Consider the following 23817-nt stretch of genomic DNA (forward strand, 5'->3'; position numbering starts at 1 on the left):
GGAAAAATGAAATTCACCCATTTAGATTCACGCGGTGAAGCGTACATGGTCGATGTCACCGCAAAAACGCCCACGGTGCGTACAGCGACGGCGATTGGAAAAGTGGAGTGCTCGCCACAGGTCATGAACGCTCTACGCAACGGGACTGTCCCTAAAGGGGACGTCCTTGCGGTTGCGCGAATTGCAGGTCTTGCCGCGGCGAAAAAGGTTCCTGATCTCCTTCCGCTAGCCCACACGATCGCTGTGCATGGTGCTGAGGTGAAAGTCTCGCTTGAAGACACCCATGTGGCGCTGTCGGCGACAGTGCGCACTGCGGACCGTACAGGCGTGGAAATGGAAGCGCTCACGGCGGTGAGTGTCGCTGCACTCGCGGTGGTCGATATGGTCAAAGGTGTTGACCGAAGTGCGCAAATCGCCCAGTGCATGATTGTGCATAAAGCGGGTGGACGTTCCGGTGAATGGTGGCGCGAGGGTTTTGAACCCGACGCTGAAGCATAAAAATGGGTGGCGCGATCCGCGGATCGCGCCACCCATGTGACACTTATGAACGAGTGACAGTGCCTTCACTGGCAACAAATTCTTTTGCACGTAGCTCGAGACGTGCGACGACGTCGTCGATATCGGCGCTGGGATCGCTCGCGGCTAAGTAGCCGACGAGGAAAGCGGTGAGGGGAGCGCCGGGGCGGGATGGCCCGTGAGCAACTGTGGAAATCAGTTGCAGAAGTGGCCCCTGGACCTTCTCAATTGTGTCGTGGGGAAGTTTGAGTTCAGCTGATACCGTGCGGAGCCAACGGTTCATACGTGCCATTTTTTCTGGGTCATCGTGTCGAGGCACTTTATTTCTCCTTTTGAGTCGTTGAGGGAATCTGGTCAAGTTTGGTTTCTTTGAGCCATAACTGCATCTCTTCGGCTACGGCATCTTTGATCATGCGTCGTGGATCTAGGCCACGAGGAGAGAACGCGCTCAGAGCATCATTCAGGTCGCCCGTAGTGCTGTCACCTGCTTGGCGGTACTGAGCAGTTTGCTCACGAAGTTGTGCTGACCAACCACGAGCCTTCTCAATCGCACGTTGAAGGGCAAGGATTGCTTGTGCGGCACGCGATGGGCCAAGAACGATCACGCCCACAATAAGCAAAATAATGAACTCTGTGCCGCTAATGCCGAACATTCGTAACCCCGATCCTTTGTGATTTGCGTTTAGTGTTCCAGCCCGTCAATGTGTTTGTCATCCCGGCGACCTGCACGGACATGGCGCATGTCGAAACGTCCATCTGAGTTAAACCTAGCAAGTTGCCACGGCGGAACCAAGCTCATAAACGTATTGACTGTGGACTCACTGAACACGTCTTGATTCGTTCTCAGTTGAGAGCGAATCAAGACAAGAAAATTCGATACTTGCTGCTCAATGGCCATGAATCGCCACAAAGGTGTCAGTGGTTGGGCATTGTAGTGCGCGAAGGAATCGACATATCGTGTGGCGATCTGGCGTAAATATTGCGCGATATGTGCGACAGCGGTCGATTCAGGACTCGTGAGGAAGATATTGCGATAGATGTCGTTACGTTTCACCACACTTCGCAGCAGGTCACCGTATGCATTTCGAACATAACGGAGGTAGTCGCTCCCATGATCTGTGATCACCGATCCAATGGGCTCAAGTATGGGAGCGATTTCGCTTAACAGCATGTGGGCGATGAATTCGGGAGGGGTTGATGCGTGTGCATAAAAAGTTCCTCGTGAGACGCCAGCCCGCTTGGTTAACTCAGCAATCGAAATGTCGTCTGGCCGTTTCGTTAGTGCAAGCTCAAAAGCGGCGGCACGTAGTAGTTCACGAGAGCGCAAATAGCGCGGGTCTGCATGATCCTTTTCAGGTGTTGTGCTGAAGTTTTCCAACTCAATCGTCTCCATACTGTGCTACGCGTCGATTACCAAGTATAGAGCCACGATCATGCCATTTTTGTGCGAGTTTCGTTGCGTATATCTGATATATCGAAAATTGGGACTATCGCCCTATTGAACGAGTGTTCAATAAAATAATATCCCAGGTGAAATGATGTTTGTTCCGCATACGAGCTGAAGGAGGCACGGGTGGGAAACTCACAAGACCGCAATGGAGATACGCTCGATATTTCCCGTCGTTCGTTTATTAAGTGGTCTGGTATCGCGACGGGAGCGACGACGCTTGTCACTCTCGGAGGGTGTGGCACGGGCACGTCGGCTCAAGCCGAGCAGAAAAAAGATGCAGGTAAGCTTGTTTGGTCTGCGTGTACCGTGAACTGCGGCTCGCGCTGCCCGATCAAACTTGAAGTGCATGACGGCACGATCACGCGGGTTCTGCCAGATGACACCGGATCGGATGAAGTTGGCGGCCAGAGCGTACGCGCATGTGTACGCGGACGCTCAATTCGCCATCGTATTTACAACCCCGATCGTCTCAAGAAGCCGCTCAAGCGTAAGCCAGGAACCAAGCGTGGTGAAGGCCAGTGGGTGGAAATCTCGTGGGATCAGGCTCTCGATGAGATCGCCGATAAGATGAAGGAAATCAAGTCCAAGTACGGAAATGAAGCCTTCTACGTGAACTACGGAACCGGCACCCTAGGCTCGGTTGTCTCGACCTCATGGCCGCCGGATGCTACCGCGTTCGCCCGACTTCTCAACTGTTGGGGAGGGTACCTGGATCACTACTCGGACTACTCGACCACTGAGATTACTTCGGCATACCCGTACTTCTACGGAAGCTGGTTTGGGTCAAACTCTCTCGATGATGCTGCCAATTCCAAGCTGCAGGTGATGTTCGGTAACAATCCGCTCGAGACGCGCATGTCTGGTGGTGGTCTGACCTTCGTCACTCAGCAGACACGGAAGAAGTCGGGAGTGCGCACAATCGTTATTGATCCGCGTTACTCAGAGACTGCTGTGGATCTTGCTGACGAGTGGATTCCGCTTCGCCCCGGAACAGATGCCGCACTGATTGCCGGCATGATCCACGTGATGCTCAAAGAGAATCTTCACGATCAGGCGTTCCTCGATAAGTACTGCGTGGGCTTTGACGAAAAGCACATGCCGCAAGGTGCTCCTGCCAATTCTTCCTACCGTTCATACATCGAAGGGAAGAAAGATGGCACAGAGAAGACTCCTGAATGGGCATCCGATATTACCGGTGTGCCAGCCGATACGATCCGTCGTCTCGCCCGTGAAATTGCGGGTGCCAAGCCCTGTGCCATCACCCAAGGGTGGGGGCCACAGCGTCATGCGAACGGTGAAAATACCTCCCGTTCAATCTTCCTTCTTGCTGCAGTCACCGGAAATATTGGTATCGTCGGTGGCGGTAACGGCGCGCGCGAAAGCGGCCAAGGCCTGCCGATCCCCAAGCTTCTGACAGCTAACCGTCCTAACCCGTCGATGAAGATCATTCCAGTCTTTAGCTGGCTGGATGCGGTTGACCACGGCGAGAAGATGGACACCTTCAATTCTGGTGTGATGACCAAGCCGGAAAAGGGCGTTCGTGATTTCAAGGTTCCTGTCGATGACAAGGGTAACCCGACGAACACTAAGCTCGATGTGCCGATCAAGATGCTGTGGCAATATGGCGGAAATTCAATCGTTAACCAGACGGGTGATAACAACAAGTCGGTAGAAATTCTCCAGGATGATTCCAAGCTTGAGCTCATTGTCGATTGTGATATCCAGATGACGGTGTCGTGCCGCTACGCAGATTACGTTCTTCCGGGCACATCTGCTGCTGAAGAATTCGATCTTCATCCCGGCGAGAACGCTACTCCAATGGCCTACGGAATCCTCTCGTCGCAAGCGATCAAGCCTCTCTATGAGTGCAAGGACGTCTATACCATTTGTTCGGAGCTATCCGAGCGACTGGGCGTGAAGGAGAGCTTCACTGAAGGGAAAGATCGAGAAGGTTGGTTGCGCGAAGCCGTCACGCAAGCTCGTGAAGCTGATCCCGAGTTGCCTACCTATGAGCAGTGGCGTGAGATGGGCATGTTCCGTAAGAATGCGGGCTCGGTTGTTTCCATGAAGGATTTCCGCGACGATCCAGCAGCAAATCCCTTGCCGACGCCGTCGGGCAAGATCGAAATCTACTCTCAGCGCCTCGAACAGATGGCGAAAAAGTGGACCTTCGATGAGTTCCGGGAGGCTCGTGAGGGTGATCGACTTTCGCCGCTTCCTGAATACGTGGCAACGTGGGAAGGCGCACTTGATGTACGTGATTCCGCTTACCCGATCCAGCTGATCGGTCACCACTTCAAGGCACGTACTCACTCGACCTACGGCAACGTTGACTGGCTGCGCGAAGCACACATCCAAACAGTGTGGATCAACCCGATGGACGCACAATCTCGTGGGATCAAGAACGGTGACGAAGTTTTCGTCTACAACGATCGTGGCACCGTGAAGATCCCAGCGAAGGTCACCGACCGTATTGCTCCAGGTGTTGCATCGCTTCCTCAGGGTGCTTGGTACCACCCAGTTCCTGCCAGTGAAGTCGCGCCGCCAAAGGGGGCAAACCAGAAGGTACCCGTCGATATTGGCGGAAACACGAACACACTGTCGGCGCTCCACCCATCGCCGCTTGCTCGAGGTAACGCGGTGCATACTATCGCCGTCCAGATCACGAAGGTTGAGGACTGAAAATGTCGAATGAATACACCAAGCCAGGGGCCAATTACGGCTTCTACTTTGACCAGTCACTGTGTAACGGGTGCAAGGCATGCCAGATCTCGTGTAAGGACAAGCACGATCTTCCTGTTGGTGTGACCTGGCGACGTGTTGTCGAATACTCGGGCGGAAGCTGGCGTATCGATGGCAACACGTTCGTGCCTAACGTGTTTGCGTACTACACTTCTGTTTCCTGCAACCATTGCGAGAATCCGGTGTGTATGGAGGTCTGCCCGACGTCGGCGATGTCACGTCGCGAAGACGGTACGGTATACGTCGATGACTCAAAGTGTGTCGGCTGCCGTTACTGCCAGTGGGCCTGTCCATACGGCGCGCCGCAGTTGAACCCCAACACGGGGCACATGACCAAGTGTGACCTGTGCTATGACTACCGGTCCGAAGGCAAGGAACCGGCGTGTGTTTCGGCCTGCCCGTCGCGAGCACTCGATTGGGGGCCAATTGACGAACTCCGCGAGAAATATGGAAAGGCTGACGCTGTGGCGCCATTGCCGGATCCATCTGTGACAAAACCACATCTTGTTATCCACCCACACCGTGATGCCCAGGCATGGGACGCAGGAACGGGCGAGATCACGAACCCTGAGGAGATCTGATGAATGTTCACGAACTTCCAATGATCATCTTTACGGTGGTCGCCCAAATGTCGATCGGCGCATTCTGGGCACTCGGTGCGATTCAGCTCCTTGGCCGACTGCGCCGTATCAGCGTTCGCGATGTTGATGCGATCACTGACGTGGCAATGTACGCTGTAGGGCCGTTGCTCGTGGCGGGATTCATTGCGGCGTTCTTCCATCTCAATGATCCGTTCCATGCGATCTATACGATGAATCACCTCGGTTCGTCGTGGCTGAGCCGCGAACTTATTTTCGGCGTTCTGTTCGGGGGAGCGGGCTTCGTCTTTGCACTTGTGCAGTGGTTCAATCTGCTGAGCCGTACACTGCGTGACATCCTGGCAGGGATCGTGTCCCTATTTGGGCTCGGACTCCTGATTTCGATGAGCGGTGTCTACTACGCAACGGTGACAGTTCCCGCATGGAATACCTTTGCTGTTGTGGTCTTCTTCTTCGCATCAGCGTTGCTCACTGGCCCTCTTGGAGTGGCAGTGGCACTGCTTGTGCGCTGGGGTAAGGATCCTATTGCTTCTGTAAAGAGGAGCAAGCCGCGTGAACTGGTGCAGAGCCAGGTGTCGCTCGTACGTGAGTCTCTTCAGTGGTTGACCGGCACTGCCGCCGTTGCCGGCGTCGTGATCCTGGCAACGTATCCGCTTTACCTGCTCTATCTAGCGCAAACTAATAACGCAACGCGCCACGTTGCACAGGAGATTTCAGGCCCGTTCTTGGCAGTCAGGCTTCTCCTTCTCGGCGGGGCAGTTGTTATCGCTGGTGTGTTCGCCTTCGCTCGGGCAAAGCTGTCCCAGGCTGCGAACGTGGCGCTCGTATCTCTCATTGTGCTCGCACTGGTACTCGCATTCGCGTCGGAGATCATGGGACGTTCACTGCACTACGATGGTCTGTGGCATGCAGGTTTGAACACCTGGCAACTCATCGGTGACTGAGACGATGACCGGAAAGGAATGGTATGTTTGCCATTCCTTTCCGGTCTGTCAGCGCTGAATTAGGGAGCAACAACGATGAACATACTCAGTAGTGACGTGTCGGAGCTTGACGCTATCGCGGCGGCACTTTTGGTTTGTGGACGTCTTCAAATACAACCAGCGGATGCTGAGACGCGTTCGCAGGTGCGTGAGATGATTGACGAATGGCCACTTCGTGTGCAGGGCAACGAACGGTTCTCACAAGCGCGCAAGGAGATTCTTGCGTCGGCAAATGAGACAGACGACGTCGTCGTCCATGATCACGACACTCTGTACGGAATCTCTGCTGGCTGCAAAGTTGCTCCGTTCGAGTCTGTTCACCGTGGTCAGGATGGCCTTGTCTTCGATGTCGAGACCTTACAAGTTCGAGATGCGTATCGAGCGCTGGGATTCGAAGCACCTGCTTTAAACACTGAACCGGACGATCACATTGGTCTCGAACTTGATTTCGTGGCACGTGGATGCCATCTCGCGATTGAGAGTGGTGATGTTGCGTCCCTGCGTGAAGTTGCGAGGTTCTCTGAAGATCACCTACTGACGTGGGCGCCAGCAATGCTTGAGGAAGCTCGCCAACAGGCGTCCACTCACTGGATGCGCGGGATGATCACACTGACGATTGACGCTGTGTTTCACTGGCAGGACTACCTTGTCGAACACCATCTGATCGCAGGTGCTGTTCAGCTGCGTGATTGCGATGTCTGACCATCTGACTTCACTCCTTCGTTGGTGCGGGGCACAAGATCCCATTGGACGCCTTGTGATCGCCTGCCAACACGTGGATGATATCCGTGTGCCACGACGCGCAGTCGGAGTAGTCTGGGATGGCTGCCTTCAAAGCGCCGAAGTGGAGGAACTATTACAAATCCTCGCGTGCGGTATCGGTACGATTACCCTTCAAGGGTGCGAACATGCGAGGAAGCTTGGTGCGATCGGACAAAGTCTGATCGGACGTATCTCTTTCGACGATGCACCCAGGCATTCATTGTTCCACTCGCAGATACTTGATCTGCGAGAAGTGCCGCTTCCCAGACGTGCAGCATTTGGGCTCCCTATTGACGTGCCCCTTGATCTGAAAGCCGACAGTGCGGAGCGGACGTTGCAGGCTCTCGACTTTCTTGGTCTTGATGCGATGCAGATCGACAATTCCCCAAACACAGAGCTGGGCGGTGCGGGGATGTCATGGCCGGGAGTATCGCTAGTAGCCGATGGATGTGACATGTGCGCGGTGTGCGTGAAAGCCTGTTCACATCGAGCGATGATGATCGAGGAAGTCGATGGTCATGCTCAGCTCATACACGATCTGCGGGCCTGCCGTGGATGTGAGGACTGTATTGAGCTGTGCCCCCAGCGTGCTCTTGAAACTGGCACACATGCGGATATTCATACCGTGCGCAGCCAACCACGGCAGATACTCATCGATACTCGTACTCGTCGGTGCGATCGCTGTGGAACCTCGATTCTTGCTACCGAGGGTAAAATGTGCAAGATCTGTGCTTTCCGTCAAACAAATCCGTTCGGGGCTCTTGATCCTCGTCTCATACGCGAGCAAATCACCTCGAATACTGCCGAACATGGTACCTTTCGATGAGAGAAACTAACTGGAGGAAATTAAATGAAGCCCATGCATTTGCTGGTTGTGATCGTCGTCGTCATCATTATTTTTGGGGCCTCGAAACTGCCGTCGATCGCGAAGTCGATCGGGCAGAGCGCCAAGATCCTCAAGAAGGAAATGAAGGAGCTACAAGATGACGTTCCTCCGGAAAAGATTGATAAGCCCAACACCACCGACGAGACAAAGTAACGTTGGTGCGCATGTGCGCGCGTCGCAGTAACCCCCAAGCCCGCATGGGCATTCTCGCCCATATCAGAGAAGCCCGTAAGCGTTTGATCTATTCGCTTCTCGGCGTCGGGGTAGGGGCAATCGCAGGCTGGAATCTCTACGACCCAGTCATGGAGTTTATTCAACGCCCGCTCCTGGAGAGTGGGACGAATGCCGTGTTGAACTTCCCGACGGTGGGTTCTGCGTTTGATCTCAAGCTACGAGTGTCACTCTGGTTGGGAATGTTGCTATCCGCTCCGTGGTGGATCGCTCAAGTGAGCATCTTCGTAGCACCAGCGCTCAAACGCAAAGAAAAACTCTACGTCGTTGCGTTTTCACTAGTCGGCGCACTGCTCTTTGCATGTGGGGCTGGGATCGGCATCTGGATGGCTCCGCGTGCAGTGGAGATACTGCAATCGTTTGTGCCTTCTGGGTCTGCGACATTCTTGCAAGCTAACGCTTACGTGTCGTTCTATATGCATCTCGTCTTGGCATTCGGGCTGTCGTTCCTGACTCCCGAAATCCTCGTTTTGTTGAACTTCCTCGGCATTCTTTCTGCACGGACAATGTTGCGTGGATGGCGTTGGGCTACGGTGGTGGCATTTGTCTTTGCCGCAGTGGCGAACCCTCTGCCCAGCCCATGGCCGATGGTGATTCAGGCATTCGTTCTCTTAGCTCTCTATCTCATCGCTGTTGGTATTTCTTGGATACATGATCGGCGTCAGTGAAATAAATGGTGCTCCCCGCCTGACGGGGAGCACCATTTATTTCACTGCAGATGCTTAGGGACGATCAACGTTCCACGTGTTGCAGGCGGCAAGGGTGCCCTTGGTGAGTCCCCGCTGAAGCCACTCGCTGCGCTTCGCTGACGATCCATGCGAGAAGTTATCTGGGTTAGCGTTCATCCCGGCACTTTCATAGATACGGTCATCCCCAACTGCCGCAGCGGCGTCGAGCGCTGAACGGATCTGCTGGGGCGTGGGTTCTTTCATGAAGGTGACGCCGGTATCAGGATCCTTCACTGTTGCGGCATGGTGCATCCAGACACCGGCGAGGCAGTCTGCCTGGAGTTCAGAGCGAACCATCGACGACGTCGGCCCGGAGGAGTTGTGATCGATCTTTTGTAGATCGCCGGTGTGATTTTGGATGTGATGTCCCCATTCGTGGGCCAGAATATAGAGTTGAGCGAGGGAGGTATTTTGAGCACCGAACTGCTTGAGCTGGTGAAAGAACGTTGTATCGATGTAAATGGTCTGATCACCGGGACAATAGAACGGTCCAACTTGGTTCGATCCAGTGCCACAAGCCGTAGCAACCTGACCTGAGTACAGGTTCAATGTCGGGGCATGGTAGCGCAATCCAGCCTCATGAGCGAGCTGTGCTTTCCAGAATTCATCGAGGGAATTCTTACCCGCCACCATTCGGCAACGGTCGGAGTTGTTTGCGTCCGCTCCTGTGCGACATTCTGCAGCGATATCGCGTGTCTCAGACTGGTTTACAGGGGCGCTGACCTGGGAACCGAGATTGGGGAACTGTCCGGTGACGAGGAAGAAGAGGACTGCTGCAACCAAGCCAAAGCCTCCCAGGCCACCGCCAATAGCTGCACCTCGGTGCCCTCCACCCGATCGAACTCCCGAAGTATCAAGGGTGATATTGTCATTGAAGCTCATGGTGTCCTCCTAGATGTGAATCTCGTACCTCTCGTTCCACACTACCGACATTCGTCCCATGTGCGCGTGTTTTCATGACGTTGTGGTGGCAATCTTGGCAGATGGGGACGGTACAATATCAGGCGTGATTCAAACCTCCGATTTTTCAATGTGCATTGGTACTCGCACACTGATGCAAAATGTGACAGTTCGTGTAGCTAAAGGTAACAAAGTGGGCTTGATTGGCCGCAACGGCGCCGGCAAGACCACCTTTTTTCGTGTCCTTTCGGGTCAGAGTGACATCCCGGAAGTAATTGAACATTCCGGACAAATTTCACGCACTGGGTCGGTTGGTTATCTTGCGCAAGATTCGCGCACGGGTGATCCTGAACAAATTGCGCGTGATCGCATCCTCTCCGTGCGTGGTATTGCCGAAACGATGCGGCGTATTCGCAAAGCTGAACGCGAGATGTCCACACTTGGAGGACCAAAGCAAATCAAAGCGATGGAACGTTACGTTCGTCTTGACGCTGAGTTTTCTGCAGCGGGAGGCTATGCGGCAAACGCCGAGGCATCCCAGATTGCTGCCGCGCTCGGACTTGACGAACGTATTTTGGATTCTCCGCTGGGACATTTGTCGGGAGGACAGCGGCGGCGCGTGGAACTGACCCGTGTCCTGTTTTCTCAGGCCGATACGCTGCTTCTCGACGAACCGACGAATCACCTCGATCATGATTCCTTGATTTGGTTGCGCGATTTCATTCGGTCCTATCCCGGTGGAGTCTTGATGATCTCTCACTCGGTGGATCTCCTTGCGGACACTGTCAATCATGTGTGGTATCTGGATACGAACCGCAGTGTGATTGATGTGTACAACATGGGCTGGGATGCCTACCTCAAGCAGCGCGAAGCGGACGAGAAGCGCCGCCGTCGGGAACGCGCCAATGCTGAAAAGAAAGCAGAAGCCCTGCTTGCGCAAGCAAATAAAATGCGTGCTAAGGCCACAAAGGCTGTGGCTGCACAAAATATGATCAAGCGAGCAGAACGCCTCGTTGATTCGCTTGAGGAAGTGCGTGCGGAAGAGAAAGTGGCTCACCTTCGGCTACCTGAGCCTGCACCGTCGGGAAAAACACCATTGATGGCGAAAGGCCTGACGAAGAACTACGGTTCTCTTGAGGTTTTTACTGGTGTTGACCTCGCGATTGACCGTGGCTCACGAGTAGTTGTTCTCGGACTGAACGGTGCGGGCAAGACTACTCTCTTGAAACTCCTCTCGGGGGTGGAAGAGCCGGATGCTGGTGAAGTTGTGGCAGGTCATGGCCTCAAACTGGGCTACTATGCTCAGGAACATGAGACAATCGACAACTCGGCTACCGTCGTCGAGAACCTGGCCAAGAGCGCTCCGGAGCTTAACGATACAGATTTGCGCAACGTGCTGGGATCCTTCCTGTTCTCCGGCGATGATGTTGATAAACCTGCGGGTGTCCTTTCGGGCGGCGAAAAGACACGTTTGGCGCTGGCAATGCTGGTGATCTCTGCGGCCAATGTCCTGCTTTTGGACGAGCCGACGAATAATCTTGATCCTGCTTCACGTGAAGAGATTCTTAAAGCGATCCACTCGTATAAGGGAGCGATTGTGCTGGTCACACACGACGAAGGTGCTGTTGAGGCACTCGAACCTGACCGCGTTCTCCTCTTGCCTGATGCAGATGAAGACTTGTGGTCGGATGACTATCTTGAGCTCATTACCCTGGCTTAAGATGAAGGACATGAAGAAGCTCTACATCATGCGCCACGCGCAAGCAGGTTATGGCTTTCCTGACGTCGCTCGTGAGCTCACTGCACGCGGGCGTCAGCAGGCTGCCGACGCCGGAGCACGGTTTGCGCAGGTTGGCGCGATCGACCTTGCGATTGTCTCGGGTGCAACCCGTACACGACAGACGCTCACGGGCATTTGCGCTGCTGGAGCTCAGATCGCGAGCATCGAGTATGACGACGATCTGTACACGGCTGGGCAATACAGCGTGCTTCAAAAGCTCCACAATATTTCGCCCGATGTTCATTCCGTTCTCCTGATTGGACATGAACCAACGATGTCTGGAGTGACTGCGTTACTGTCGAATGGGGTGACCCGCGAGGGCAGGGAAGCTGGCCGGGGATTCCTCCCATCGCAGGTTGCCATCTTGGAATTTTTGTCGTCATGGGCCGGACTAGACATGCGCGGCGCACAAGTTGTTGAGCTTTGGCAACCTCGCTAATACAAAGGTCGGGATGTCAGTTGAAACTCACATCCCGACCTTTGTCAGTGCATTGAAGTTTTACTATCTCGTCACGTGTGTGCCCTTGGGGACAACGACGACGCCAGAATCAGAGACGACGAACCCGCGAGCGCGATCGTAGTCGTGATCAATACCGATCTGAACGCCTTCATCGACGATGACGTTTTTATCGAGGATGACCCGGTTTAACGTTGCGTTCCTCTTGATATTCGCATTTGCAAAAATGACAGAGTCACGAACCTCGGCCCAAGAATTCACGCGAACATAGGGGGAGAGCACAGAACCGTGGACCTCGCCTCCGGAAATAATTACTCCCGGGGAGATAATTGAGTCAACGGCATGTCCCATACGCTCGTAGTATCCGTACACGAATTTTGCCGGGGGAAGGCCCGTATAACCCGTTAAGAGGGGCCAATCGCGGTTGTATAGGTTGAACACAGGGTTGACCGCCACAAGGTCCATATTCGCTTCGTAGAACGAATCGATCGTGCCGACGTCGCGCCAGTAATTGCGATCACGGTCTGACGATCCGGGGACGCCATTGAACGTGAAGTCATAAACACCGCAGTCATTGTTTTCGACGAACATCGGGACAATATTTCCGCCCATATCGTGGGCAGATGAGTCGTCTTTCGCATCCGTATGCATCGCTTCAATAAGCGCCGACGTCGTCATGACGTAGTTGCCCATCGACGCAAGAATTTCATTCGGCGAATCGGGTAAGCCTTCACATTCAGCGGGCTTTTCAAGGAAGCGAGAAACCTTTGTCGGATCGTTCGGTGTCGTTTCAATAACTCCGAAACTTTTGGACATCTCCTTCGGCTGGCGGATACCAGCCACAGTGAGTCCCACACCAGAATCGATATGTTGCTGAACCATCTGTTCGAAATCGAAACGATAGATGTTATCGGCTCCGGTGATGAGGACATACTGCGGATGCTCATCTTCCAAAGTATTAAGCGACTGATAAATGGCATCTGCGCTGCCCAAGTACCACTGTTTTCCACGCCGTTGCTGGGCGGGAACAGGTGCGATGTAGTTTCCAAGCAAATTCGACATTCGCCAAGTCTGGGAAATATGGCGATCGAGCGAGTGTGACTTGTACTGCGTCAGAACGACCGTACGCAGGTAGCCAGAGTTGACGATATTCGACAAAGCAAAATCGATAAGTCGGTAAATGCCGCCGAAAGGAACAGCTGGCTTTGCGCGATCACGAGTGAGCGGCATGAGCCTCTTGCCTTCCCCTCCAGCCAGCACCATTGCAAGCACTGAAGGTTTATGTCTCATAATTCCATTTTAGCGATAAAACGGTTTCACAGTGTGGAGAAACTCGCATGTTGAGACATATTGCTCGGTAGACTGGAGGAAATGACAAAGGAGTGCCATGAGAGTTGATCTTTTCACCCGCGAGTTTCCCCCGAACGTCTATGGAGGGGCAGGTGTACACGTTACTGAGTTAGCGCGCGTGCTTGCCGCCGACGCCGATGTCCACGTTCACGCTTTCGATGGTCCGCGCCCTTCGTCGGTTCCGAACCTTGCGTTGACAGGGTACGCCGACGTCGCTGAGCTTGGGCAGGCCAACGCTTCGATACGTACTCTGGGAGTAGATCTAGAGATGGCCAACGGTGCGCAGGGCGCCGATTTGGTTCATTCACATACGTGGTATGCAAATATGGCCGGACATCTCGCTAAACTCTTGTACGATATCCCGCATGTCGTCTCGGCGCATTCGCTTGAACCGTTGCGCCCTTGGAAACGTGAACAACTTGGTGGCGGATACAATATCTCTCGGTGGATCGAACAAACTGCGTATGAGAACGCTGACGCGATTATCGCAGTTTCGAAAGCGATGAAGAGCGATATTTTGCGTGTCTATCCTCATGTTTCATCTGATCGTGTCCATGTGATTCACAATGGTATCGACCTTGAGGCGTGGAAAGCTCCGGCCACTGCGGAAGAATGGGAGGCGGCCAGAGCCCGTTTCCGGGCGACAGGTTTAGATCCTGATCGTCCAACGATTGTTTTCGTTGGACGGATCACTCGCCAAAAAGGTGTCCCGCATCTCCTGCGTTCACTCAAGCATGTCGATCCCAATGTCCAGGTTCTTCTTCTCGCCGGAGCGCCGGATACCCCTGAAATCGCCGAGGAAACGAGGACACTTGTTCGCGACCTGCAACGCGAGCGCAAGGGTGTGGTTTGGATCGATGAACACCTACCTCACGAAGATATTGTCGCTCTCGAAGCCTGCTCGACCACCTTCGTTACCCCCTCGATCTATGAGCCGTTGGGCATCGTCAACCTTGAGGCAATGGGTGTAGGTCTTCCAGTCGTTGGGACGAACACAGGCGGAATCCCTGATTGCATTGTCGATGGTGAAACGGGTGTGCTTGTCGATATTGATCAGAAGACTGATGGAACAGGTACTCCTTTGGCACCTGAAAAGTTTGAATACGATCTCGGCCAAGCACTCAATGCTGTTGTCAGTGACCCTGAAACTGCTGCTCGTATGGGAGCCGCAGGCCGACGTCGGGTGGAAGAACACTTCTCGTGGAGCGCAATCGGTGACGCGACGATGGCACTGTATACCCAGGTTGTGGGCACACGTTCCTGAAAATTGTCAGAATCAGTTAGGCTTAAAACATGGGCGATGTATGTGAAATAGCAAATGTGTCAGTAGTGCGCGGCGGCACTGAGATCCTTAAGAACATCAATTGGACTCTTGATGAGGGACAACGCTGGGTTGTCCTTGGGCCAAATGGTGCTGGAAAGACGACTCTGATCCAGCTTCTCTCCGGGCGTGTATTCCCCACGTCAGGAACTGTGTCTGTTATTGGTGAAGATCTCTGTGAAGTCCCGTTGGATGACATCCGCCCGCTTATCGGGTTCGCATCGGAAGTACTTGACGCCAAGATTCCGGGTTCCGAGAAGGTGCATGATGTTGTCCGCACGGCAGCCTGGGGAAAGACCGTGAACTGGCGAGAGTCCTATGAAGAAGAGGACAATAACCGAGCAGCGATGCTTCTAGAGTTCTTCGGCGTTGGACACCTTGCGGAGCGTCAGTTCCGCACACTGTCATCGGGGGAGCGCAAGCGTGTGGGTATGGCACGTGCGCTCATGCCGAATCCTGAAATTCTTATCCTTGATGAGCCTGCAGCTGGCCTTGACCTGGCTGGACGTGAGCATCTCATGGACAACCTCACTGCACTCGCAGCTGAAGGGAACGCGCCAGTTATCGTTCTCGTCACTCACCATGTTGAAGAAATTCCTGCAGGTTTTACCCACGCACTTCTCATCAAAGATGGTGAGATTCTCACGGCTGGACCGATGTCCTCCACCTTGACTGAGACACATTTGAGCACTTTGTTTTCACTTCCCATCGCTTTGACTCAAAAAGAGGGGCGCTTCAGCGCAACCGCTCGTTAGGAGAGCCATGTCACCAATCATCTGGGCACTCATCATGGTCATTCTTGTGATCATTGAAGCCCTTATTGTCGATTTCACATTCTTGATGATCGCCGCAGGTGCGCTCGCGGGTGTCATCACAAGCATCGCAACAGAATCGCTCACTGCACAGATCGTGGTGGCCGCGGTTGTTGCAGTTTTCGGAATTGTGTTTGTTCGACCATACTTCCGCAACTACTTTGCGCGCGGAAAAGAGTTGCAATCCAATGTTTATGCTCTCGAAGGACAAGACGCTCACACGCTCACCCTCGTCACCCCTGACGCAGGTCAAGTCAAAGTTAATGGCGAAGTGTGGAGCGCCCGTTCATACGAGGGTGATATCGCTGCACATACCCAAGTCAGAGTGATGTCGGTTCACGGAGCGACGCTCATCGTGACACCGACGTCGGCATAACCCATCAGAGAAGGGACTATCATGCCTCCTATCGCGAATATCGGTACCTACCTGCTCATTGCAGTTGCCGTGTTGGCAATTGTTGTAGTGTTCAAGGCTGTGATCCAGGTGCATCAAGGCCACACGGTGATCGTTGAACGCCTCGGAAAATTTCACACCGTTCTCACTCCGGGCCTGCACTTCCTTGTGCCGTTTATTGATTCTGTTCGTCAGCGTATTGATATGCGCGAGCAGGTTGTGTCTTTCCCACCCCAGTCAGTGATTACATCAGATAACATCGTTGTCTCCATTGACACTGTCATCTACTACCAGGTGACTCAGCCTCAATGGGCGACTTACGAAATTGCCAATCCGCTCCAGGCAATTGAACAGCTTGCTGTGACAACGTTGCGTAACATTATTGGTTCCATGGATATGGAACAGGCCCTGACCGGCCGTGATCAGATCAATGGTCAGCTGCGCGGTGTTCTTGATGAGGCGACAGGCCGCTGGGGAATTCGTGTTTCTCGTGTGGAGCTTAAGGCAATTGATCCGCCGGCTACCGTTCAAAGCGCCATGGAACAGCAGATGAAAGCTGAGCGTGATCGACGCGCTGCGATCTTGACTGCTGAGGGCGTGAAACAATCGGAAATTCTTACTGCCGAAGGTGAAAAGCAATCTGCAATTTTACGTGCAGAGGGACAAGCACAGGCCACCATCCTCAAGGCACAAGGCGAATCGCGTGCTATTTTGCAGGTGTTTGACGCTATCCATCGAGGAAACGCTGATCCGAAGCTTCTTTCCTACGAATACCTGAAGATGCTTCCGCAGATCGCTAATTCCTCATCCTCAAAGCTGTGGATTGTTCCAACGGAACTCACCGCTGCTCTTGATTCGGTCTCCAAAGGCTTTGCTGGATTCGGTGAGGCCGGCGCTGCGGCTGATCTGCGTGATGGTGAAGGTCTGTCAGATACGCTTGGAGCGACGTCGCTCCAAGACATTGATGAGGCGCTGGCAGACGCTCGTTCTCAGGCGTCCAAGGCATCTGATGAAGCCGAGGCATCTGGCACTGCTTCAGGTGCTCCATTCGATCCGAATGCGACGCTTGGTCAGACACCAAACGACCCGAATGCATAAGACAGCGTAAAATGTCGGGGGCGCATCATGCGCCCCCGACATTTTTAGGAGACAAGCGTGTTTATCCCTATTGATTCGCTCGATGACGTTCGGCTTGAAGATTACACTCGACTCACCGATGTCGCGCTTCGCCGTAAGCTCGAAACTGAACGCGGATTGTATATTGCCGAGGGCGATAAAGTAATGGCACGCGCAGTGGCAGCTGGACATTGTGTACGATCGTTCCTCACTGCTGAGAAATTTTTAGGGCTGATTCAGCCGATTATCCATGATGCGACGGGCAGCGACGATGGCGGGGAAATTCCAGTCTTTGTTGCAAGTGATGAGCTGATGGAAGAACTCACGGGATTCCATGTTCACCGCGGTGCCTTAGCGGCTTTCCACCGCCCCGAACTTCCCGCTGTTGAAGATATCCTGCGCGGGGCTCACCGCGTTTTTGTCTTGGAAAACTTGGTCAATCATACGAATGTTGGAGCTGTTTTTCGCAGTGCAGCGGCGTTGAATGTTGACGCCATTCTTGCAACTCCTACGTGTTCAGACCCGTTATATCGCCGTGCAGTACGTGTATCGATGGGAACGGTTTTTCAAGTGCCATGGACGCGTATTGAGAATTGGCCACACTCGATTTCTTCTCTTAAAGATGCTGGGTGGATCACTGTCTCTCTCGCGTTGCGTGAAGGTGCGTTAGCGATTGATGAATTTTCCCAGCTGAGTCAGGTCCGTGATCCTGACTCAAAAATTGCCTTGATCCTCGGCACTGAAGGGGATGGTTTGTCATCGCGCACCATCGCGAGCGCAGACTATTCCGTTATCATCCCAATGGCACACGGGGTTGATTCGCTCAATGTTGCTGCTGCAGGTGCTCTAGCAGCCTGGGAACTGCGACGTCGGTAGCTCAGTCGTATTTGCGGTATTCGGTGGGGCCGTATATCTCTTCAGCTTTGTGATAGGCAGCTTCAGCGGCACCGATAAGATGCTGGATATCGCAATCAAGTACTCGGGACAGACGTAAGAGCGTCGTCAGGCGCGGGTTGGAGGGCTTGTTCTCCTTATGATCTGATCTCGCATACTCCAAATCTTGATATGTACGTCGATCAATGCCCGCCGGGAGCGCAACTTCCTCTTGGGTGAGGCCGAGTTCTTTGCGTCTCTTAAAGAGTGTTTTTGCAAGAGTCGAGGCAAGAACGCGGTCTGATTCGGGGGTATCCTTCACACCGCGATTTTCACTGGTAAAGAAGATAAAAAATGCGGGGTATTCCCCGCATTTTCTTAATTGTGATTTTCCCAGTTTTGTTCGTGAATCTGGTGTTACTTAATTGCCAGTTTGCGTTGCTCCAGCGTAGTCCAATTGACGCCAGGCTTCGTAGACGGCGATTGAAGCTGAGTTGGCAAGATTGAGGGATCTGCGACCATCGAGCATAGGGATCCTGAGGAGATCGGTGATGCGCGGATCTTCCATCACTGATTGAGGAAGTCCGGTTGGCTCTGAACCGAAGAGGAGAACGTCGCCGTCACGGTATCGCATGGAAGCAAAATTATTATCGGTGTGAGAAGTGAAGGCAAAGATGCGTGCGTCTTGGCCAAAGTATGCCTTAGTTTCTTCCCAGTTTGGATGGATGATGACGTCGGCAAGATCGTGGTAGTCCAGCCCTGCACGCTTGAGATGTGTATCTGAAAAATCGAATGCAAGAGGCTCAACTAGATGGAGTCGTGCTCCTGTGCAAGCTGCGAGTCGGATGGCGTTGCCGGTGTTTCCGGGAATCTTTGGTTCGTGAAAAATGAAATGTAGCACTGAAATAATGTATCTCACGTATGGAATGACATCGAATTTTCGCCGATTGGTGAGTGATGCACAAAGTGATCGTGAATTTTTGTCACGCCCTACAGTGGGATCAATGATGATCGTTGCAGATCATCTTGCTCAGCTGCAATGTGGAAGCACTTTTCTTCTCAGCGGCAAACGACGTGGTAGTGGTACGTGGAATAGTCAAGAGAAGAGACGAGGTCACCAATTTAATTGCTGATCGAGTGGAAAATGCGCGTTGAGCGTATCGCTTCCCTCACGTGACTTCTGCTAACGGTAAAATATGGCGCAGAACTGACGAAGGAGAATACTTCATGGCACGCTCAAAGTATGGCAGTCTCATTAAGTTCGCCACGGTGGCAGGACCGGTGGCGATCGAGCTGTTGCGCAAGTATGGACCTGCTCTGCGGAAAATCGCGCAGGACAACCCAGAACTTCTAGACAAAATCAGAAACACCGTCGGGAAAGTCCGTCACGCGAAAGGAGAAAACACTCCCGACGGGCTTGATGAGCGAATTGGTGTTTTGCGTGATCAGATCACGTATCTCTACGCTTCCGCTGACAGCCCGTTTGAGGCGCAGCGTGCGAAGGCGTGGCGTAACGATGTGGAAGTCATCGAGCGCGCACTTCCGCTCTTGCGCGCGATGGGTACGAAGCAACGAAAAATCGAAGCAACGAAGCTCTCCAAACGCCTTGACCACCTCTCAGCGCAGATTCTCGATGCATCCATCGAAGAACAAATCGAAGACGCGGAGATTGTTGAGGACTGAAAGAGGTAAAGACCTAGACGTTGGGCGCGGCCGAAATCGGCCGCGCCCAACACATTGGCAAACAATCAGTTGTGTGTGATTCCTAAGACTTTCGCGAGGTCTGGATCATGGAAGTGTGGCCCCTTCAAAACCTTCCCATCGGCGCGATAAATCGGCTTTCCATCCTCACCAAGTTTCGACAGATTTGAGTCGTGGATCTCAGTAAGGACGTCTGACATTGGAATGCCTGTTTCTAGAGCCATGCCGTAGATGACATATACCAGATCGCCCAAGGCATCCGCAGTCTCAATAGTGTCGCGAGTGCCATCATCCTGTGCCACAGCTTGAGCAAAAGCGCGAGCGATAGTCTGCGACGCAGCCCTCCCATAGACTGCACCAACAAGCTCGCTAAATTCCTCGGCGATCAGTGACATGCGCATATGCGTCCGTTCACGATCAACGTTCGGGGAATCTGAAACGATCGGAAGCCGGTAAACCTCATGGAATTGACGGACGAGTTCTTCGGGGCGAGATGAATCAAAATTCGACATGCTCCTATCGTAGGACAGATTCCTGAATTGCCAATGAAGGTGAACTTGAGATTGACATGTCTCTGTTTGTGCCTAACCTCTACGCACTACATCAGAAAAGTGTGCTATCAGGTAATCTAAAAAAATGAGTTAACGACACGGATCAAAAAGTATTGAAGGTGGTGTTGAGTGCGAGTGTTTGGCTAATTTTCGCGGTTGCGGAAAAACGCGGTATTTGTCACAGGAAAAATAGGGGAAATAATTTGGCACCGGCCGTCATTGGTGATAAATTTTTCTTCGTTGCCCGGGGCGAACAGCTCCGAGTCACCTGCGCGGGTGGCGGAATAGGTAGACGCGCTAGCTTGAGGTGCTAGTCCACGTATTAGTGGGTGGGGGTTCAAGTCCCCCCTCGCGCACGAATGAGGATCCTGGTCTAATCAGGATCCTCATTTTTATATCGCCAATTGCAGGGGAAGCCCGATGTCACGTTTTGCGTTTTTAATTGCGCGGCCGCCATCACCGATTGCCGACGACGAACTAGCAGCTGTTCGTCGAATCAGTGGCGCACGTATTACCCCTTATGATCTCGCGGCCGGTGTGCCGGACCTCGAGGCGTTTGACGCAGTGATGATCTCGGGCTCCCCGTACAACTTCCTGACACAGCCCAAAGAGCCAGTCCAACGCCAGTGCGAAACTCATCTGATGAGTGTCATCGAATCACTGATCGCTGAGGATATCCCGACTCTGGGAATCTGCTTCGGTATGCAAAGCCTGGGGCGAGCACAGGGCGCCCTGACCACCACTGCATATCCAGAAAATATCAGCGCCGTCACTATTGCTGTAACGAGCGATGGAGAGCAGGATCCCCTTTTTGGCAAGCTTGGCAAGTCTTTTCAGACGTTCACTGGGCATTCCGAAGCACTCCTACCGCCGTCGTCGGGCCGAAAGCTCAGTCCTGACACCGCTATCTTAGCCACAGGGGAGCACTGCCCAATTCAGGCGTTGCGTATTGGCAAGAACGTCTACGGCGTCCAATTCCACCCGGAGATTGACGAAGAGTCCCTCATTTTGCGAATTAATACCTACGGCGGCACGTATTATGAAGCTGGTGAAGCCGAGCGCATCAGCGATGCTACTCGCGGGGTCGATGTCTCAACCAGTGCTTCACTGATCCAACTTTTCACACAGATGTACGGGACGGCCTGATGGAATTTGCACACTCGCCACGCTCCACATTGGGAATCGAATGGGAATTACAGTTTATCGATGCCGATTCCTTCGCACTCCGCCAATGCGCTGATCCTGTCATGACGGCCCTGCGCGCACTGGATACCGATACGTCCTCGATTCATCGCGAGATGTTGCTCAATACTGTCGAATTTGTCTCCCGCCCTCACCAACAAGTTCGTCACTGTGTCGAGGATATGTGCGCATCGACGTCGGTACTCGAACCGGTGGTTCACCCGATGCGGGTGCGCTTGGGGACAGCAGGCACGCATCCGTTTGCGAATCCTGCCAGCCAGATTGTCACTGATTCTGCACGCTATGCCGAGTTAGTCAACCGCACGCAATACTGGGGACGCCAGATGTTGCTTTTCGGAACGCATATTCATGTAGGCATTGAAGACCGCGCCAAAGTTTGGCCATTGATCCGTGCCCTACTCACCCGCGCTTATCACATTCAGGCGTTGACTTCTGCTTCGCCCATTTGGAACGCCGAAGTCACCGGATACGCCTCAAACCGCGCAATGTTCTTCCAACAACTTCCCACCGCAGGCATCCCATATCAGTTCGCAACCTGGCATGAGTACGAACACTATGTCGATGGAATGGTGACAACTGGTGTCATTGAGCAAGTGAATGAAGTCCGGTGGGATATTCGTCCCTCTCCGGCCAACGGAACTATCGAACTACGAATGTGTGATGCAGCCACCAATCGCGCAGAACTCGGCATGGTTGCGGCACTGGCTCAGTGCCTCGTGGAATATTTTTCCCGCCAGTACGACGCCGGCGATGAACTGCCGACTCTACCGGACTGGTTTGTGCGGGAGAATAAGTGGCGTGCGTCGCGCTACGGGATGGAAGCGATCCTTATCTCGGATTCTTTAGCAAAAGAAGAACTCGTTGCGCACGTGCTGGCCCAGATGGTCGCCCAACTCATGCCCATCGCCGTCGAACTGGGATGTGAGCTGGAGCTGGAGTGGGTTGAGCGGATCATGACGATTGGCGCACCCTATCAGCGTCAGATGGAAGTATTTACACAAACCGGAAACGGCTTCCGCGAAGCTGTGCGCTACGTCCTGGCTGAATTTGACGCCGGACATCCGATTGAACCAAAAGATTTCCTCGCATAATTCGCATAATTAAGGAGAGCAAATAATATGGAGCTTCGTGGACCGAGTGAAGCACTTGAAATTGCCCGCAAACTGATCCAATGTGACACCACCAATCACGGCGGGCCAGGTGAGATCGAAACTCCGGCCGCTCTCTACATTATGGACCTCCTTCATGAGGTGGGTTTGGAACCACAGTGGTTTGAATCAGAACCAGGACGCCCATCCATCGTGGTCCGCATCCCAGGCAAAATTCGCGAGCAAAACGCTGTGGTGATCCACGGTCACCTAGACGTCGTACCAGCTGTCGCCTCGGATTGGTCCGTTGATCCCTTCGCAGGTGTGATCAAAGACGGATACCTCTGGGGACGTGGGGCTGTCGATATGAAGAATATGGTGGCCATGATGGTCGCTGTTTTGCGCGACATCGCGAGGACCCACTTTGTCCCTGCACGAGACTTGATCTTCTGCTTCTTCGCCGATGAAGAACGCGGAGGAGGAAAAGGCTCAATTTGGCTAACCAAAAATCACCCCGAACTTTTCGCCGGCGCCACTGACGCGATCTCCGAGGTCGGAGGTTACAACACCTACGTCGCCGGGCACCCGGTGTACCTACTACAAACCGCCGAAAAATCTCTGAGCTGGTACCGTCTCACAGCCCGCGGACGTGCAGGTCACGGATCACAGGTAAACGATAACAACGCAGTCACCGCGCTCGCGAGTGCGCTTGCACGCGTGGGCAGTGAACAGTGGCCACTGATTCTCACGCCCACCGTCCGCACGTTGCTTGAAGGCGTCGCGGAGCTGTCCGGCCTACCGTTTTCTCCCGACGATGCTGGCGCACTCGAGCGTCTCGTTGCGCAGCTAGGTCCGGCACAAACCTTCGTTGGCGCAACGTTGCGCACGGGAGCAAATCCAACCCAAATGGATGCCGGATACCTCGTCAACGTCATTCCATCTGTGGCAACGGGCGGATTGGACGTCCGTGCGATCCCAGGAACAGAAAATGACGTCAAAGCTCGCATCCGAGAGTTGCTTGAGAATGTTGAAGCTGAATATCTCCACGACGATGACGGAATTGAAGCACCCTTCGATACTCCTCTTGTTGATGCAATGGTGAACGCTGTTCGCTCACAAGAGCCTGATGCGGTTGTCCTTCCCTACATGCTCTCTGCAGGGAGCGATAACAAGACGCTGTCGAAGCTGGGTATTCGCGGCTATGGATTCGCTCCGACGCGCGTCCCTGAAGATTTCGATTTCCCAGCCATGTTCCACGGCGTGGATGAAAGGATCCCGGTAGATTCACTCGAATGGGGAACGAAAGTCTTGCATCATTTTGTCGCAAATTTTGGACAGTGTTTTGGCGACTCGGCTCAGGAAGGGTAGGCTCAA

At 53.5% G+C, this 23817-nt stretch carries 27 protein-coding genes and 1 tRNA gene; 20 read left to right on the forward strand and 8 right to left on the reverse strand.

Going from position 1 to position 23817, the window contains the following annotated elements:
- Positions 1-6 precede the first annotated feature (6 nt).
- Positions 7-498 carry a cyclic pyranopterin monophosphate synthase MoaC gene (moaC, locus tag P7079_RS03825; RefSeq protein WP_278013507.1) on the forward strand — a complete coding sequence of 164 codons (492 nt, stop codon included), beginning with the start codon at positions 7-9 and terminating at the stop codon, positions 496-498.
- Between the two features lie 43 nt (positions 499-541).
- Here moaC and P7079_RS03830 read toward each other — a convergent pair whose 3' ends face one another.
- The 3 genes from P7079_RS03830 to P7079_RS03840 are packed head-to-tail and all read right to left on the reverse strand — an operon-like array spanning position 542 to position 1909.
- Positions 542-835: a DUF6457 domain-containing protein gene (locus tag P7079_RS03830; RefSeq protein WP_278013508.1), complete on the reverse strand. Its 294-nt coding sequence runs from the start codon at positions 833-835 to the stop codon at positions 542-544.
- A 1-nt stretch (position 836) separates the two neighbouring features.
- A complete protein-coding gene (locus P7079_RS03835; protein ID WP_278013509.1) occupies positions 837-1169 on the reverse strand; it encodes a twin-arginine translocase TatA/TatE family subunit in 333 nt (110 codons plus the stop codon).
- Between the two features lie 29 nt (positions 1170-1198).
- Positions 1199-1909 carry a TetR/AcrR family transcriptional regulator gene (locus P7079_RS03840; protein WP_278013510.1) on the reverse strand — a complete coding sequence of 237 codons (711 nt, stop codon included), beginning with the start codon at positions 1907-1909 and terminating at the stop codon, positions 1199-1201.
- 180 nt (positions 1910-2089) lie between these two features.
- Between P7079_RS03840 and P7079_RS03845 the strand changes: the two genes are divergently transcribed.
- The 7 genes from P7079_RS03845 (at position 2090) to tatC (ending at position 8837) form a co-directional block, all read left to right on the forward strand.
- Positions 2090-4648, forward strand: a complete 2559-nt coding sequence (locus P7079_RS03845; protein ID WP_278013511.1) for a DMSO/selenate family reductase complex A subunit — start codon at positions 2090-2092, stop codon at positions 4646-4648.
- Between the two features lie 2 nt (positions 4649-4650).
- Positions 4651-5289, forward strand: a complete 639-nt coding sequence (locus P7079_RS03850) for a DMSO/selenate family reductase complex B subunit (RefSeq protein WP_278013512.1) — start codon at positions 4651-4653, stop codon at positions 5287-5289.
- On the forward strand, positions 5289-6251 hold the full coding sequence (locus P7079_RS03855) for a dimethyl sulfoxide reductase anchor subunit family protein (RefSeq protein WP_278013513.1): 963 nt from the start codon (positions 5289-5291) through the stop codon (positions 6249-6251). Before P7079_RS03850 ends, P7079_RS03855 begins: the two co-directional genes overlap by 1 nt.
- 75 nt (positions 6252-6326) lie before the next feature.
- A complete protein-coding gene (locus P7079_RS03860) occupies positions 6327-6992 on the forward strand; it encodes a TorD/DmsD family molecular chaperone (protein ID WP_278013514.1) in 666 nt (221 codons plus the stop codon).
- The gene (locus tag P7079_RS03865) at positions 6985-7878 is read left to right on the forward strand and encodes an ATP-binding protein (protein WP_278013515.1); all 894 of its coding nucleotides are present in this window, start codon (positions 6985-6987) and stop codon (positions 7876-7878) included. Before P7079_RS03860 ends, P7079_RS03865 begins: the two co-directional genes overlap by 8 nt.
- Positions 7879-7902: 24 nt before the next feature.
- Entirely contained in the window at positions 7903-8091 is a 189-nt protein-coding gene (gene tatA, locus P7079_RS03870) for a twin-arginine translocase TatA/TatE family subunit (protein WP_278013516.1), read from the forward strand.
- Positions 8092-8135: 44 nt separating this feature from the next.
- Positions 8136-8837 (forward strand): twin-arginine translocase subunit TatC, encoded by a 702-nt coding sequence (tatC, locus tag P7079_RS03875; RefSeq protein WP_278013517.1) that lies wholly within the window; start codon positions 8136-8138, stop codon positions 8835-8837.
- A 54-nt stretch (positions 8838-8891) separates the two neighbouring features.
- On the opposite strand, the gene ypfJ is transcribed toward tatC, so the two are convergent.
- Complete coding sequence (gene ypfJ / locus P7079_RS03880) at positions 8892-9779, reverse strand: KPN_02809 family neutral zinc metallopeptidase (RefSeq protein WP_278013518.1); 888 nt, start codon at positions 9777-9779, stop codon at positions 8892-8894.
- Positions 9780-9903: 124 nt separating this feature from the next.
- Here ypfJ and P7079_RS03885 point away from each other — a divergent pair, with 124 nt between their 5' ends.
- Together P7079_RS03885 and P7079_RS03890 are read left to right on the forward strand one after the other, a co-directional pair.
- The gene (locus P7079_RS03885; RefSeq protein ID WP_278013519.1) at positions 9904-11517 is read left to right on the forward strand and encodes an ABC-F family ATP-binding cassette domain-containing protein; all 1614 of its coding nucleotides are present in this window, start codon (positions 9904-9906) and stop codon (positions 11515-11517) included.
- 10 nt (positions 11518-11527) lie between these two features.
- A complete protein-coding gene (locus P7079_RS03890; RefSeq protein ID WP_278013520.1) occupies positions 11528-12016 on the forward strand; it encodes a SixA phosphatase family protein in 489 nt (162 codons plus the stop codon).
- Positions 12017-12079: 63 nt separating this feature from the next.
- On the opposite strand, the gene glgC is transcribed toward P7079_RS03890, so the two are convergent.
- Positions 12080-13324 carry a glucose-1-phosphate adenylyltransferase gene (glgC, locus tag P7079_RS03895; protein WP_278013521.1) on the reverse strand — a complete coding sequence of 415 codons (1245 nt, stop codon included), beginning with the start codon at positions 13322-13324 and terminating at the stop codon, positions 12080-12082.
- A gap of 97 nt (positions 13325-13421) precedes the next feature.
- On the opposite strand from glgC, the gene glgA reads away from it, so the two are divergent.
- From glgA to P7079_RS03920, 5 genes are read left to right on the forward strand one after another with little or no spacing between them, the layout of a single operon-like run.
- Positions 13422-14648, forward strand: a complete 1227-nt coding sequence (glgA, locus tag P7079_RS03900; RefSeq protein WP_278013522.1) for a glycogen synthase — start codon at positions 13422-13424, stop codon at positions 14646-14648.
- Between the two features lie 29 nt (positions 14649-14677).
- Positions 14678-15460 (forward strand): ABC transporter ATP-binding protein, encoded by a 783-nt coding sequence (locus P7079_RS03905; protein WP_278013523.1) that lies wholly within the window; start codon positions 14678-14680, stop codon positions 15458-15460.
- Positions 15461-15467: 7 nt separating this feature from the next.
- Positions 15468-15893 carry an NfeD family protein gene (locus tag P7079_RS03910; RefSeq protein WP_278013524.1) on the forward strand — a complete coding sequence of 142 codons (426 nt, stop codon included), beginning with the start codon at positions 15468-15470 and terminating at the stop codon, positions 15891-15893.
- Positions 15894-15914: 21 nt separating this feature from the next.
- Positions 15915-17009 carry an SPFH domain-containing protein gene (locus P7079_RS03915; protein ID WP_278013525.1) on the forward strand — a complete coding sequence of 365 codons (1095 nt, stop codon included), beginning with the start codon at positions 15915-15917 and terminating at the stop codon, positions 17007-17009.
- 57 nt (positions 17010-17066) lie between these two features.
- Positions 17067-17903 carry a TrmH family RNA methyltransferase gene (locus P7079_RS03920; RefSeq protein WP_278013526.1) on the forward strand — a complete coding sequence of 279 codons (837 nt, stop codon included), beginning with the start codon at positions 17067-17069 and terminating at the stop codon, positions 17901-17903.
- A gap of 1 nt (position 17904) precedes the next feature.
- Here P7079_RS03920 and P7079_RS03925 read toward each other — a convergent pair whose 3' ends face one another.
- Both P7079_RS03925 and P7079_RS03930 read right to left on the reverse strand, forming a co-directional pair.
- Positions 17905-18222 carry a helix-turn-helix transcriptional regulator gene (locus tag P7079_RS03925; protein WP_278013527.1) on the reverse strand — a complete coding sequence of 106 codons (318 nt, stop codon included), beginning with the start codon at positions 18220-18222 and terminating at the stop codon, positions 17905-17907.
- A gap of 99 nt (positions 18223-18321) precedes the next feature.
- Positions 18322-18801 (reverse strand): tRNA (cytidine(34)-2'-O)-methyltransferase, encoded by a 480-nt coding sequence (locus tag P7079_RS03930; protein WP_278013528.1) that lies wholly within the window; start codon positions 18799-18801, stop codon positions 18322-18324.
- A 326-nt stretch (positions 18802-19127) separates the two neighbouring features.
- On the opposite strand from P7079_RS03930, the gene P7079_RS03935 reads away from it, so the two are divergent.
- Positions 19128-19583, forward strand: a complete 456-nt coding sequence (locus P7079_RS03935) for a hypothetical protein (protein WP_278013529.1) — start codon at positions 19128-19130, stop codon at positions 19581-19583.
- A gap of 65 nt (positions 19584-19648) precedes the next feature.
- On the opposite strand, the gene P7079_RS03940 is transcribed toward P7079_RS03935, so the two are convergent.
- Positions 19649-20113 carry a pyrophosphohydrolase domain-containing protein gene (locus P7079_RS03940; RefSeq protein WP_376986469.1) on the reverse strand — a complete coding sequence of 155 codons (465 nt, stop codon included), beginning with the start codon at positions 20111-20113 and terminating at the stop codon, positions 19649-19651.
- A gap of 309 nt (positions 20114-20422) precedes the next feature.
- Here P7079_RS03940 and P7079_RS03945 point away from each other — a divergent pair.
- The 4 genes from P7079_RS03945 to P7079_RS03960 all read left to right on the forward strand — a co-directional run bounded on the left by P7079_RS03945 (position 20423) and on the right by P7079_RS03960 (position 23811).
- A tRNA-Leu gene (locus P7079_RS03945) sits at positions 20423-20508 on the forward strand.
- Positions 20509-20572: 64 nt separating this feature from the next.
- A complete protein-coding gene (locus P7079_RS03950; protein ID WP_278013530.1) occupies positions 20573-21298 on the forward strand; it encodes a glutamine amidotransferase-related protein in 726 nt (241 codons plus the stop codon).
- Positions 21298-22446, forward strand: coding sequence for a glutamate--cysteine ligase (locus tag P7079_RS03955; protein WP_278013531.1), 1149 nt, complete (start codon positions 21298-21300; stop codon positions 22444-22446). The genes P7079_RS03950 and P7079_RS03955 overlap by 1 nt, the downstream gene beginning before the upstream one ends.
- A gap of 27 nt (positions 22447-22473) precedes the next feature.
- Positions 22474-23811, forward strand: a complete 1338-nt coding sequence (locus tag P7079_RS03960; protein WP_278013532.1) for a M20/M25/M40 family metallo-hydrolase — start codon at positions 22474-22476, stop codon at positions 23809-23811.
- Positions 23812-23817 lie beyond the last annotated feature (6 nt).

It is taken from the genome of Arcanobacterium canis, from assembly GCF_029625435.1.
GTDB classification, from domain to species: domain Bacteria; phylum Actinomycetota; class Actinomycetes; order Actinomycetales; family Actinomycetaceae; genus Arcanobacterium; species Arcanobacterium canis.

What these genes read in the sequence shown, in the direction of transcription:
- P7079_RS03910 (WP_278013524.1), top strand. Translation starts at nt 15,468, where the DNA reads ATGTCACCAATCATCTGGGCACTCATCATGGTCATTCTTGTGATCATT.
- ypfJ (WP_278013518.1), bottom strand. Translation starts at nt 9,779, where the DNA reads ATGAGCTTCAATGACAATATCACCCTTGATACTTCGGGAGTTCGATCG.
- P7079_RS03955 (WP_278013531.1), top strand. Translation starts at nt 21,298, where the DNA reads ATGGAATTTGCACACTCGCCACGCTCCACATTGGGAATCGAATGGGAA.
- P7079_RS03840 (WP_278013510.1), bottom strand. Translation starts at nt 1,909, where the DNA reads ATGGAGACGATTGAGTTGGAAAACTTCAGCACAACACCTGAAAAGGAT.
- P7079_RS03915 (WP_278013525.1), top strand. Translation starts at nt 15,915, where the DNA reads ATGCCTCCTATCGCGAATATCGGTACCTACCTGCTCATTGCAGTTGCC.
- P7079_RS03940 (WP_376986469.1), bottom strand. Translation starts at nt 20,113, where the DNA reads ATGTCGAATTTTGATTCATCTCGCCCCGAAGAACTCGTCCGTCAATTC.
- P7079_RS03950 (WP_278013530.1), top strand. Translation starts at nt 20,573, where the DNA reads ATGTCACGTTTTGCGTTTTTAATTGCGCGGCCGCCATCACCGATTGCC.
- P7079_RS03935 (WP_278013529.1), top strand. Translation starts at nt 19,128, where the DNA reads ATGGCACGCTCAAAGTATGGCAGTCTCATTAAGTTCGCCACGGTGGCA.
- P7079_RS03835 (WP_278013509.1), bottom strand. Translation starts at nt 1,169, where the DNA reads ATGTTCGGCATTAGCGGCACAGAGTTCATTATTTTGCTTATTGTGGGC.
- P7079_RS03905 (WP_278013523.1), top strand. Translation starts at nt 14,678, where the DNA reads ATGGGCGATGTATGTGAAATAGCAAATGTGTCAGTAGTGCGCGGCGGC.
- P7079_RS03850 (WP_278013512.1), top strand. Translation starts at nt 4,651, where the DNA reads ATGTCGAATGAATACACCAAGCCAGGGGCCAATTACGGCTTCTACTTT.
- P7079_RS03960 (WP_278013532.1), top strand. Translation starts at nt 22,474, where the DNA reads ATGGAGCTTCGTGGACCGAGTGAAGCACTTGAAATTGCCCGCAAACTG.
- glgA (WP_278013522.1), top strand. Translation starts at nt 13,422, where the DNA reads ATGAGAGTTGATCTTTTCACCCGCGAGTTTCCCCCGAACGTCTATGGA.
- P7079_RS03855 (WP_278013513.1), top strand. Translation starts at nt 5,289, where the DNA reads ATGAATGTTCACGAACTTCCAATGATCATCTTTACGGTGGTCGCCCAA.
- tatC (WP_278013517.1), top strand. Translation starts at nt 8,136, where the DNA reads ATGGGCATTCTCGCCCATATCAGAGAAGCCCGTAAGCGTTTGATCTAT.
- P7079_RS03865 (WP_278013515.1), top strand. Translation starts at nt 6,985, where the DNA reads ATGTCTGACCATCTGACTTCACTCCTTCGTTGGTGCGGGGCACAAGAT.
- moaC (WP_278013507.1), top strand. Translation starts at nt 7, where the DNA reads ATGAAATTCACCCATTTAGATTCACGCGGTGAAGCGTACATGGTCGAT.
- P7079_RS03860 (WP_278013514.1), top strand. Translation starts at nt 6,327, where the DNA reads ATGAACATACTCAGTAGTGACGTGTCGGAGCTTGACGCTATCGCGGCG.
- glgC (WP_278013521.1), bottom strand. Translation starts at nt 13,324, where the DNA reads ATGAGACATAAACCTTCAGTGCTTGCAATGGTGCTGGCTGGAGGGGAA.
- tatA (WP_278013516.1), top strand. Translation starts at nt 7,903, where the DNA reads ATGAAGCCCATGCATTTGCTGGTTGTGATCGTCGTCGTCATCATTATT.
- P7079_RS03890 (WP_278013520.1), top strand. Translation starts at nt 11,528, where the DNA reads ATGAAGAAGCTCTACATCATGCGCCACGCGCAAGCAGGTTATGGCTTT.